Source organism: Streptomyces sp. N50 (assembly GCF_033335955.1).
In the GTDB taxonomy this organism is placed as follows: domain Bacteria; phylum Actinomycetota; class Actinomycetes; order Streptomycetales; family Streptomycetaceae; genus Streptomyces.
The window spans coordinates 1459378-1471951 of record NZ_CP137550.1 but is presented as its reverse complement, the minus strand read 5'-3'; the positions used below and the strand labels follow the sequence as shown (position 1 = coordinate 1471951).

Below are 12574 nucleotides of genomic sequence, written 5' to 3'. Positions count from 1 at the left end.
TCCTGCGGGCCGGCGCCGGCTACCTGGCGCTCGACCCGGAGGACCCGCCGGCCCGGCACGCCGAACTCCTCGCCGCGGCCCGCAGCCGTCACGTACTCGTACAGACAGGGCTGGGCGACCGGCTGCTCGCCCCCGGCAGACTCCCGCTGCCCCCGGAACAGTCGGTGATCGACGTGGCCTCCTGCCCCCGGCGCGTCTCCGGCGCCCGGCAGCGGACCCTCGCACCGCACCCGGCCGCGCCGCTGCCTCCGGACGCCCTCGCCTACGTCAGTTTCACCTCGGGTTCCACCGGTCGGCCCAAGGGGGTCGGCGTGCCGCACCGGGCCGTGTCCCGCCTTCTGCGCGGCCCGGACTGGATGGAGATCGGCCCGGACGACGTGTTCCTCGAACTCGCGCCGGTGGCGTTCGACGCGTCCACCATCGAGATCTGGGCACCGCTGATGAACGGGGCGCGGCTGGTGGTACTGCCCGGTCCGCCGACCGCCGTCGAACAGATCCGGCCGGCCGTCGAACGCGAGGGCGTCACCGTTCTGCTCCTGACGACAGGGCTCTTCAACCATCTGGTGACCGAGGAACCAGGCCTGTTCGAGCGTGTGCGGCACGTGCTGACCGGAGGGGAGACGGCCTCCCCGGCTCACGTCCGGCGCCTGCTCGCCGACACTCCGTCGCTCATCTTCACCAACGGATACGGACCCACCGAGAACACCTCGTTCACCACCTGCTGGACCACCACGGGCGGTCCCCCCGAAGGCGAACGGGTACCGATCGGCAGCCCGGTGCGCGGCACCAGGATCGTGGTCCTCGACCCGGCGCTGCGCCCGGTGCCCCCCGGCGTCGTCGGCGAGCTCTACACCGGCGGGGAAGGGCTGGCGGGCGGCTACCTCGGGCAGCCGGCCGCCACCGCGGAGCGCTTCGTGGCCGACCCCTTCGCCGCTCGGCCGGGCCAACGCCTCTATCGCACGGGCGATCTGGTGCGCCAACTGCCCGACCGCACACTGGAGTTCGTCGGGCGGGCGGACCAGCAGGTCAAGGTGCAGGGCTTCCGGGTGGAACCGGCGCACGTCGAGGCGCACCTGGTCGACCGGTCCGAGGTCAAGGAGGCGGTGGTCGTCGCCCAGCGCGACGGCTCGGGAAACCACCGGCTGCTCGCCTACGTGGTCCCCCGGCCCGGCCTGGCCACCACCGAGTCCGCCGAGGGCGATGCCACGGCCGGGCTCGGCGCCCGGTTGCGCGAAGCGCTCGCGGCCGGGCTCCCGGCCCACATGGTGCCCTGGGCGATCATGGTCCGCGACGATCTGCCGCTGAACCGGAACGGCAAGGTCGACCGCCGGACGCTGCCCGCGCTCCTGCGCTCACCGCGGTCCCTCGGCACGGATCCCGTGCTGCCGCGCACCGCTCTGGAGACGCGGCTCGCCGCCGTCTGGTCCGAGGTGCTGGACGTGGAACCGGTCGGTGTGGAGGACGACTTCTTCGAACTCGGCGGCCACTCCCTGCTCGCCGCACGCCTCCTCAACGAACTCGAACGCCGACTGTCCCTCAGCGTCCCCGCTCGCGCGCTCTACGAGGGGCGGACCATCGCCCACCTCGCCCGGGCCCTGTCCGCCCCGGCCGGTGTCCCGTCCGGCGGCACGGCGCAACCCGAGACGGTGTGAGACCGCCTCGCCCGACCGAGCGTGAACCAGGAGAACCGTGTGCACCGAATAGTGCTGGGCGGTATAGGCGCCGACGCCCACTCCGTGGGGCTGTTCGTTCTCCGGCACGCCCTGACGGAGAGCGGCTACCAGGTGATCGACCTGCGCACCCAGAACGAGCTGCGTGACTTCTTCGAGGCGGCGCGCACCGCCGACGTCGTGATGATCTCCAGCATGGACGGGCACAGCCGCTTCTACACACGCGAGTTCCTCGAACTGCGCAAGGAGTACGGCACCCTCGACGCCCACTGGTACATCGGCGGCAACCTGTCCGTGTCGTCCTCCCCGGACGAGGTCGCGCGCCACTTCCGGGAACTGGGCTTCCGCAGAGTGTTCCCGGGCTATGCCGACCTGCGTCAGGTGCTGCGGAACCTGGAGCACGACCTCGCCGGACGGCGGCCCGCGGCTCTCACCGCCCAGGACGGGAGAACTCCGGCGACACGGTCCCGCACGCTGGTCCTGCCCGAGGACCAGCGCATGGAGGACGAGCACTTCCGGATCGCCAGGAAGGAGGTACTGCAGCACTGGCGTACCGGCCGGGACGCCGCCGATCTCGACGCCAACGCCGAGTTCCTCGGCGGACGCCCCCTGCTCGCCGCCGCCCAGCTGCGGGCCCGGCACACGGGGCGGCCGCTGCTGCAGCCACGCTGCGGGGTGGCCGACGCGATCGGCCAGGCGGCCCTGTTCAGCGCACTGCACCGGGCCGGCGCGAACGTGCTGTCGTACCAGGTCGACTCCCTGTCCCGGAACAACGACTACTCCGGTGCCGAGGAAGGCCTGCGCGCCAGCTCACCGGACCGGTCCGTGCTGAACGGTTTCCCGGTGGTGAACCACGGAGTCCGGGCCCTGCGCCAGTTGGCGGCCCGGACCCCCACCCCGCTGCAGACCCGGCACAGCACCCGGGACCCCCGACTGCTCGGCGAGATCTCCTACGCCGGCGGCGTCACCGCCTTCGAAGGCGGAGCCATCACCTACAACCTGCCCTACTACAAGGACTATCCGCTGGAGGAGTCGATCCCCGTCTGGCAGTACGTCGACCGGCTCACCGGCCTGTACGCCGAGCGCTACGGGATCATCCTCGACCGGGAGTTCTTCGGTGTGCTGACGGCGACGCTCCTGCCACCCTGCCTGGCCATCGTCACCACCCTTCTGGAAATGCTGATGGCCGTCGGACAAGGGGTGCGCTCGGTGAGTCTCGGCTACGCCGAGCAGGGCTGCCGGTCCCAGGACGTCGCCGCCATCCAGGTCATGGACGAGATGGCCGACGAACTGGTCGGCCACGCGCGGCACGGTGTGCTGGTCACCACCGTCTTCCACCAGTACATGGCCGCGTTCCCCGAGGCCCGGCAGAAGGCGCTTGCGCTGATCCGCGGTTCGGCGCGCACGGCAGCTCTCTCCGGCTGCGGCCGCGTACTGCTGAAGACCACCGCCGAGGCATGGGGCATCCCGACCGTGACGGAGAACGCCGACGCGATCCGGCAGGCCCGGCGGTCCGTCGACGCGGCGACTCCGGCCGATCTGGACCCCGCGGCGGTCGACATGGAGAAGCGACTGCTGCGCGCCGAATGCGACCACCTGCTCAACGCCGTCCTGGAATGCGGCGGCGGGAGCGTCACGAAGGGCGTGGTCCGGGCTTTCCGGTTGGGCCTGCTCGACATACCGTTCGCGCCGAGTGTCCACAACCGGGGCGAGGTACTCGGAATCCGGGACACCGGCGGCGCCGTCCGGCTGCTCGCCCCCGGCAGACTCCCGCTGCCCGCGGACATACGGGAATTCCACCGTGACCGGATCCAGGAGCGGCTTTCCAAGGATCGTGGCCAAAGCCGGAGAACCGCCGCCGAGATGGCCGCCTTCGACATCCGGCGAGTCATCGAGGGGGATTTCGACGACTGGCCGCTGTCATGAACCGCGGCGGACCGTGATGAACGTAATCGACCACAACAACTCTTACGCGCAGTACGGTCACGATCTGGGTCCGCGGATACCGCGCGGATAGCATCGGATGTGATCCCGATATCCGAGCCGAAGTCCGGCGCGGCAGTCTGTATCGCTCTGCCGCCGACATTCCATCCACTGATCGAAATGCTCCGGGAGTTCACGGCATGTCAGCCCCCGATCGGACATCGCTTTCCCTGTCGGCCGCACAGCGCGAGGTCTGGCTGGCCCAGAAACTCGATCCCGATAATCCAGCGTTCAGTATCGGCAGCTACTTTCATGTGCGCGGTGCCATGGACCGGAATTCCTTCGAGGCGGCACTGCGCCAGGCGGTCTCGGAGACGGAGTGCCTGCACGTCCGTATCACCGAGGACGGCGAGGGCGGACTCCGGCAGACCGTCGAGGTCCGGGACGACTGGCCCCTGCACTTCATCGACCTCGGTGCGGAGGACGACGCACGGGAACGCGCCGAGGCGTGGATGTACGAGGATCTGGCACGGCCCGTCGATCCGGCCCGGGGCGAGGTGTTCGGCCACGCGCTGCTGCGCGTCGGACCCGACGAACACCTCTGGTACGTACGGGCGCACCACGCCGTGGTGGACGGGTACGGCCTGTTCCTGCTGGGGCAGCGGGTCGCCGACCTGTACACGTGCGACCGTGAGGGCCGCGGCCGGCGGGAGCCGTCGTTCCGCCCGCTGAGCGAGGTGGTCGCCGAGGACGAGGCCTACCGGCGGTCCGCGGAGTACGAGGGGGACCGCGCCCACTGGCGCGACCGGTTCGCCGAGCGTCCGGCCATCGTGACCCCGGCCGCCCGCGCCGAAGACGCGTCCACCCGCTTCCTGCGCGGCACCGGACGCCTCGACCAGGAGCGGTTCGATCGGCTCGTCGCGCTGGCCAGGCAGGCCCGGGTCCGCTGGACCGCCGTGCTGTGCGCGGTGGTCACCGTCTATCTCGGCAAGGTGATGGCCACCGACGACGTCAGCCTGGGACTCACCGTGACCGGCAGGACCGGAACGGCCACCAGGACGACCCCCTGCCAGGCGTCCAACGTCGTGCCGCTGCGCCTGGACGTATCCCCCGGGGAGTCCCTCTCCGCCCTGGCCAGGCAGGCGTCGAACGGTCTGATGGAGGCTCTGCAGGCCCAGCGGTTCCGCGGCGAGGAACTCAGGCGCGAACTCGGTCTGCGCGGCGACGAGCGGTTGTTCGGCTGGCACCTCAACCTCGTGCCCTTCGACTACGGCCTGTCCTTCGCGGGCAGCCGGGCCGAGCTGAACACCCTCAGCCTCGGACCCGTCGACGACCTCTACATCTACGTCTACAGCGGATTCGGCGGCGAGGGACTGCGCCTCGACTTCTTCGCCAATCCCGGCCGTTACACCGCCGCGGACCTCGACCGCCACCGGACCCGGCTGCTCCGGCTGCTCGCCGACGTCATCGACACAGGCACCCTCGACATCCCGACCGGCCGGCTCGACACGGCCGACGCCGACGAGGTCTCCGGGCTGGTCGACGCCGACTGGCACTCGTCGCCAGGCCGGCCCGGCGGGCACATCACGACCGTACTGGACCTGGTGGCCGAACAGGCCCGTAAGACGCCGCACGCCCCCGCGGTCGGCGCGGGCGGCGAGCGGCTCACCTACGGCGAACTCCTCGCCCGCACCAACAGGTTGGCGAGACTGCTGCTCAGTGAGGGCATCGGTGTCGACGACGTGGTGGCGGTCGCCATGCCAAGGTCCCTCGACATGGTGGTCGCCGTGCTGGGCGTGCTCTCGGCCGGCGCCGCCTATCTGCCCGTCGACCTCGACTATCCGCCGGACCGGGTGTCGTACATGCTGCGGGACTCGGCCGTGCCCCTGCTGCTCACCTCGGGCGACGCCGCCGCCACCGGGGCGCTGGACGCCTCCTCCGCCCGCCGGCTGGTGCTGGACAGCTCCGAGGTCCGCGCATGCCTGGCGGCCCTTCCGGACGGCGAGATCCGGCCCGAGGAGCGCACCACCCTCCTTCGAGCGGGCAACCTCGCCTACGTCATCTACACCTCCGGTTCCACCGGGCGGCCCAAGGGCGTCGCTGTCGAACACCGGTCGGTGGCGAACTACGTCAGCCGTGCCGCGATCGCGTACCCGAGTCTGGCCGAACGCGTGCTGCTGTATTCGTCCCTGTCCTTCGACATCACGCTCACCGCCCTGTTCGGCACGCTCGCCGCCGGCGGGGAGCTGATCATCTCCAGTGTGGAGGAATACGCCGACCTCGGCGGCCTTGGCGGTGGCTACGCCTTCCTCAAAGCGACTCCCACGCACCTGGCCCTGCTGGACACGCTGCCCGACCTCTGCTCCCCGACGAAGGAGTTCATCGTCGCCGGCGAGCCGCTGGTGGGCGAACTGCTGCGGGAATGGCGGCTACGGCATCCCGGAGTCACCGTCATCAACCACTACGGCCCCTCCGAGGCGACGTGCGGCTGTGTGGACCACCGCATCCCGCCCGCGGCCGCGACGGAGTCCGGACCCGTGCCGATCGGCACCCCGTTCGCCGGTGCCCGGCTGCACGTGCTCGACTCCGGTCTCAGGCCGGTGCCGCGCGGGGTGGTGGGCGAGCTGTACATCGCGGGGGAGAACCTGGCGCGCGGCTACCTGGCCCAACCACGGCTGACCGCCGAACGGTTCGTCGCCGACCCCTTCGGTGAACCGGGCGAGCGCATGTACCGCACCGGTGACCTGGTCCGGCAACGCCCCGACGGGCCCGTGGAGTTCATCGGCCGCGTGGATCACCAGGTCAAACTGCGGGGCTTCCGGGTCGAACTGGGCGAGGTCCAGGCGGCGATCGCCGCCCATCCCGGCGTACGGCAGGTGATCGTCCTGGTGCGGGAGGACGTACCGGGGGACCGCCAACTGGTGGCCTACGCGGAGACCGTGCCGGAGCAGGTTCCCACGGCGGGCGAGCTGCGTGACCACGTGGCCCGGGTGCTGCCCCGCTTCATGGTCCCCTCGCTGTTCGTCCTGCTCGACAGGCTGCCCACCACACCCAACGGAAAGATCGACCGGGCGGCCCTGACCGTGCCCGAGCGCCTGCCCGCGGCCGGTGACGGAAGGGCCCCTCGTACGCCGCGGGAGGCGACCCTCTGCCGACTGTTCGGCGACGTCCTCGGCGTGCCGCGGGTGGGTCCGGCGGACGACTTCTTCGCCCTCGGCGGGCACTCCCTGTCCGCGGTCAAGCTCGCCGCCAGGATCCGGGCCGACACGGGCTCCGACGTCTCCGTCCGGGCGGTCTTCGACCACCCCACGCCGGAACTCCTCGCCGGACTGCTCACCGCCGCCGACCACGACGGAGCCGCCCCGCTCGCCGGTACCGGTACCGACGGCGTCCCGCTCTCGCTGCCCCAGCGCCGCCTGTGGTTCCTCAACCAGTCGGACATCCCCCGGTCGGTGTACAACATCCCCTACGTCGTCACCCTCGACCTCACGACCGACGTGACGGCCCTGACCGCGGCTCTGGGCGACGTCGTCGAACGGCACGAGATCCTCCGGACGGTCTTTCCGCAGACTCCCGGCGGAGTACGGCAGGTCGTGCTCGACCCGGAGGCCGCCCGTCCCGACGTACCGATTCTGGACGTGCGGGACGAGGACGCGGGCGACGTGCTCCTGCGGGCCGCGCGTGAGGCCTTCGATCTCACGCGCGAGATGCCGCTGCGGGCCCGTGTGCTGCGCACGCAGACCGGTTACCGACTGCTGGTGGTGCTGCACCACATCGCGGGGGACGGCTGGTCCTTCGCCCCCTTCGGGCGCGATCTCGAACGCGCCTACGCCGCGCGCCGCGCCGGCGGCCGGCCGCGGTGGGCGCCGCTGCCGGTCCAGTACCGCGACTACGCGCTGTGGCAGCGGCGTTTCCTCGACGGCGGGGTGGAGGGAAACGCCCGGCTGTCCCGCCAGCTGGCCTACTGGACCGAGAACCTCGCCGGCCTGCCCGTCGAATTGCCGCTGCCCGCCGACCGGCCCCGGCCCGCCGCGGCGAGCCATCTCGGAGGCACCGCTGCGGTGCGGATACCGCCGGAACTGCACGCACGGCTGCGGGCCACGGCCGCCGAGGCGGGCGCGACCCTGTTCATGGCCCTGCAGGCGGGGCTCGCCGTCCTGCTGATGAAACTCGGCGCCGGCCAGGACATCCCCGTGGGCACCGGGGTGGCGGGCCGGATCGACGACGCCTGGGACGACCTGGTCGGGTTCTTCATCAACACGCTGGTCCTGCGGACCGACCTCTCGGGCAACCCCGACTTCCGCGAGCTGCTCGCACGGGTCCGGGAAACCGACCTGGCCGCGCTCGACCACCAGGAACTGCCCTTCGACCGACTCGTGGAGGCACTCAACCCACCCCGCTCGCCGGCCCGGCACCCGTTGTTCCAGGTGCTGTTGATGCTGCGCAACACCCCTCGCTCGGACCTGCGGCTGCACCTGGACGGACGGGAGGCCGACGGCGAGGAGATCCCCATCGGTTTCGCGAAGTTCGACCTCACGTTCAGCCTCCGCGAATCCGTGTCGGAGGAGGGGATCTGCGAGGGCGTCGACGGGTTCGTCGAGTACGCGGTCGACCTGTTCGACCCCGCGACGGCCGAGCGCCTGGTGCGGCTGTTCATCGCCGTGCTGGACGAGGTCACCGCTCACCCCGGCCGTCCGGTGGGGGAGGTCGACCTGCTCACCGAAGCCGAGCGCCGGCACACCCTGGACACACTGGGCCGCCGCGAACCGGTGACCGCCGACCGCGCCCCGCTGCCCGTGCTGTTCGAACGCCAGGTGCTGCGCCGCCCGGACGCGGTGGCCGTGCAGGACGACGGTGTGACACGCAGCTTCGCGGAACTGGACGCGGACGCCAACCGCCTGGCCCGTGTCCTGCTGTCCCGGGGGGTCGGCCCGGGACGGTCCGTGGCACTCGCCCTGCCCCGCTCCCAGCAGCTGATCACCGCGGTCCTGGCCGTACTGAAGACGGGAACCGCGTATCTGCCCGTCGACCTGGACTACCCGAAGGCCCGCATCGACGCCATCCTCGAAGACGCCGGGCCGGCCGTCGCGATCACCGTCGAGTCGCACCGGAGTCTGTTCGCCGCCGGCAGCACCGAAGTCCTCTGCCTGGACTCTTCTTCGATCGCCGCCGAACTCGCCGCCACCGCCTCGCACGGGCTGGACGACGCGGAGCGCGGCGGACCGCTGGACCTGCTCGGCGCCGCCTGCCTGCTGTTCACCTCGGGCTCCACCGGCAGGCCCAAGGGCGTGCTGCTCACGCACCCGGGAACGGCCGATCTCGTGAGCGCGCAGCGCGCCCTCTTCGAGGTGACCGAGGACAGCCGGGTGCTGCAGTTCGGATCCCCCAGCTTCGACGCGTTCCTGCTGGAGATCTGCATGTCCGTGCTCTCGGGCTGCCGCCTCGTGCTCGCCGAGCCCCGGGACCTGGTGCCCGACCAGAGCCTGGGCGAGACCGTACGGCGGTTCGGCATCACCCACGTCACCATGCCGCCGTCGGTGCTCGCCGCCGTGCCCGCCGGGGATCTGCCGGCCGGACTGACGCTGGTGGTCGCAGGCGAACGAGTGCCGGGGTCCCTCGTACGGGAGTGGGCCGAGGGCCGCCGCATGGTGAATCTGTACGGGCCGACCGAGGGATCCGTCATCACCAGTTGGGCGGGCCCCCTCTCCGGTACCGAGGCCCCACCGATCGGGGTTCCCCGCCCCGGCATCGGCCTGTACGTGCTCGATGCCTGGCTGCGGCCGGTCCCGCCCGGTGTTCCCGGGGAGCTGTACCTCACCGGGGACTGCCTCGCCCGGGGATACGCGAGCCGGCCGGCACTGACGGCGGAGCGCTTCGTGGCCGACCCGTTCGCGGACGCGCCCGGGGCCCGTATGTACCGCACCGGCGACCTGGTGTCCTGGCGCCCTGACGGGCAGCTGGCCTTCGTGGGCCGGGTCGACCACCAGGTGAAGCTGCGGGGATTCCGGATCGAGCTCGCCGAGGTGGAGTCCGCGCTCGCCGCCCTGCCCGCGGTGTCCGGGGCGGCGGCGGTGATCCGGGAGGACGCTCCGGGCGAACGACGGCTGGTCGGCTATGTCGTCGCGGAACCGGACGGTGACTGCAGCGGCCCGGACATCCGGCGCCGGATGTCCGAGGTCCTGCCCGGTTACATGATCCCGGCACAGGTGGTCGTGCTCGACCGGTTCCCGCTCAACCCCAACGGGAAGCTGGACCGGGCCGCCCTGCCGGCACCCGGCCGGACGGAGCCGCGGTCCGCCGGCGGCTCGCCGCTCGAACTGGCCGTCGCCCGGGCGTGGAGCGAGGTGCTCGACGTGGCCGAGATCGCCCCCACGGACGACTTCTTCAAGCTGGGCGGGCACTCCCTGATGGCGGGCAAAGTGATCAACCGGCTCCGCGACGAGTTCCAGGTCACCGTCCCGATCAGGACCCTGTTCGAACATCCGACGGTCGCGGGGCTGGCACGCGAGATAGCCGGCCTGCTCGCGGACGCCCGGCGGGAGGCGTGATGACGGACACCGGGCCGCTGTACCCCACCCAGGAGCGGCTCTGGCGTCTGGATCAGCGGCAGCCGGGCCGACAGGACTTCCTCGTGGCCGGACTCGTGCGGCTGTCCGGCGACGTGGACGAGGCCGCGCTGCAGTACGCGCTGGAGACCGTGGTGGCACGCCACGAGTCACTGCGCACCGGGTTCCGCTCCACCGCCGACGGACCGCACCGTTTCGTCGTGGACCCGCCCGTCCGGGTACTGCGCCGGTTCGACGTACGCGACGCCCCATCCCCCTACCAGCGGGCCCTCGACATCGGCGAGGAGCACTGCACACGGCCCTTCGACCTGTCGGACCCGCCGCTCCTGCGCGCCGCGCTGGCCCGCTACGGAGACACCGAACGGCTGCTGGCGCTGGTGATGCACCACATCATCACCGACGGTTTCTCCAGCGGCATCGTCCTGAGGGAGATGAGCGAGCTTTACCGCGGACGCGTCATCGGGCAGCTGGTCACCCTGCCCGAACCCACCGCTCAGTACGGGGAGTTCGTGGACCGCCAGTACGCGTGGTTCAGCGGTGAGGAGGCCCGGCAGGACCTGAGGTACTGGCTGGGCGACCTGCGGGGCCACCGGCCTCTGCGGCTGCGTCCCTCCGCCCGGGCCGTGCCCGCCGACGGACCCTGCGGGGACGCGTACAACCTCACCTTCCCGCAGGAGCTGTCCGAGCGGACGAGGCTCTTCGCCCGCGAGCAGGGGTGCACCCCCTACCTCGTGCTGCTGGCCGTGATGTACCTCCTCGTCCACCTCTACACGGGAGAGCGCGACATCGCCCTGGGATCCGCCATGGCCAACCGGGGGCGTACCGAGTACGAGGACATGGTCGGCTATCTGCGGAACATCGTCGTGCTGCGGGAGACGGTGCACGGGGACCGCTCCTTCACGCAACTGCTCGCCGCGATCAGAGCGCACGTGCTGTCGGCCTACGACCACCAGGCGCTGCCCTTCGACCATGTGGTGCGCGCACTCGACGGCGGCCGTCCGCAGGACGGCGGCGAGGAACTCCTCTATCCGGACGTGCTGTTCTGTACGGACAGCTCGGCGGCGGTGCGCTGGGATCTGCCCGGTACCGCCGTGGAACGGATCGACCGCCGGAGGGTGGTCTCCAAGCGGGCGATGACCGTCTTCCTCCAGGAACGGGATCCCCACCTGGCGCTGAGGTTCGTCCACCGGCCCGACGTACTGGGCGCCGACGACGTGCTCGCACTGGGCGAGATCTGCCAGGCCCTGATCCGGCGGATCCTCACCGCGCCCGAAACCAAGCTGAACGTGTTGGTCGGGGAAGCCGAGCTGCCTACCTGGTGGCACCCCCGGCCGGTAGGGCAGAAAGGAGCCCCTGTATGACTGTCACTCATGACGCGGGACGTCAGCTGGCCACCGAGGTCGAGCACAGCGGAGCCGCCCCGGACATAGCCGCCGCGGCAGCGCTGCTGGAGATGGGCGATCGGCTCGGTGTGCTGGACGTGATCGCCCCCGGGCGGACGTTCGACAGTGCCGCCGTGGCAGCGCGGGCGGACGTCCCCGAGGAGGGCGCCGGACGCTATCTGGAAGCGCTGGAGTCGGCCGGCCTCATAGAACCGGCCTCGGACGGCGGCTCCGGCTTCCACGTGGTGGCGGACTTCGACGTCATTGTGCACCGGGCGGGTTACGTCTCCTGGACCATGAACGCCAACCGTCCGTTCATCGAGCACGCCCGGGAGTTCCTCACCGATCCGGGTACGGCCTACGACGCCCACCAGCGCGACGGCAGGCAGGTCGCCGTCAGCTCGCAGTGGATGGGGTCGCTCGCCTTCTATCCCGCGGCGCTGGAGGTGATCTTCAACGCCAAGCCCCAGCGGCTGGCGGACCTCGGTGCCGGCACGTGCCGGCTGCTGATCGAGACGCTGGAACAGTTCCCGGACGCCACCGGTGTGGGCCTGGACCTCAGTGCCGGCGCCTGCGAGGCGGCCCGGGAGGCGGTCCGCAACGCCGGGATGGCCGAGCGGATCAGCGTGGTCGAGCGGTCCATCCAGTCGATCGCCGAGGACCCCGGACCGGTGGAGGGGGCCGATGTGATCCATGCGGGCTTCGTCTTCCACGACATGATGCCGGAGGAGGAGGCGGTCGCGGACAAGGTGCTCGCCAACTGCCGCGAGGCGCTCCGGCCGGGCGGCATCATGGCGATCACGGACGCGGTCCCGTACCTCCGCAACGGGCGCGAGCGGCTGTTCAGCGCGATCGTCACCTACTACCACCGGCAGTTCATGGGCCGCAAACTGCTGACCGAGGACGAGTGGGAGGCCAAGCTGGGGGACGCGGGCTTCTCCCGGGTCGAGACCGTGGAGCTCGGATTCCCGACGGGACGTCTCTTCGTGGCGAGGCGCTGATGAAGGGGGCGGCGGCCGACGGCCTGCCGGTG

At 71.3% G+C, this 12574-nt stretch carries 5 protein-coding genes; all 5 read left to right on the top strand.

The genetic code is table 11. From position 1 onward, the window contains the following. A partial coding sequence (locus R2B38_RS51240; protein WP_318023055.1) for a non-ribosomal peptide synthetase occupies positions 1–1652 on the top strand: 1652 nt, incomplete at its 5' end. A 39-nt stretch (positions 1653–1691) separates the two neighbouring features. After that, positions 1692–3596, top strand: coding sequence for a methylaspartate mutase subunit E (locus tag R2B38_RS51235; RefSeq protein ID WP_318023054.1), 1905 nt, complete (start codon positions 1692–1694; stop codon positions 3594–3596). A gap of 197 nt (positions 3597–3793) precedes the next feature. Continuing rightward, entirely contained in the window at positions 3794–10141 is a 6348-nt protein-coding gene (locus tag R2B38_RS51230; protein ID WP_318023053.1) for a non-ribosomal peptide synthetase, read from the top strand. Then, positions 10141–11520, top strand: a complete 1380-nt coding sequence (locus R2B38_RS51225) for a condensation domain-containing protein (protein ID WP_318023052.1) — start codon at positions 10141–10143, stop codon at positions 11518–11520. Before R2B38_RS51230 ends, R2B38_RS51225 begins: the two co-directional genes overlap by 1 nt. Further along, positions 11517–12542 (top strand): class I SAM-dependent methyltransferase, encoded by a 1026-nt coding sequence (locus R2B38_RS51220; RefSeq protein ID WP_318023051.1) that lies wholly within the window; start codon positions 11517–11519, stop codon positions 12540–12542. Before R2B38_RS51225 ends, R2B38_RS51220 begins: the two co-directional genes overlap by 4 nt. The last annotated feature ends 32 nt before the right edge of the window (positions 12543–12574 follow it).

Excerpts from the sequence above, each read along its gene's own strand:
- R2B38_RS51230 (WP_318023053.1), top strand. The coding sequence starts at position 3,794 with ATGTCAGCCCCCGATCGGACATCGCTTTCCCTGTCGGCCGCACAGCGC.
- R2B38_RS51225 (WP_318023052.1), top strand. The coding sequence starts at position 10,141 with ATGACGGACACCGGGCCGCTGTACCCCACCCAGGAGCGGCTCTGGCGT.
- R2B38_RS51220 (WP_318023051.1), top strand. The coding sequence starts at position 11,517 with ATGACTGTCACTCATGACGCGGGACGTCAGCTGGCCACCGAGGTCGAG.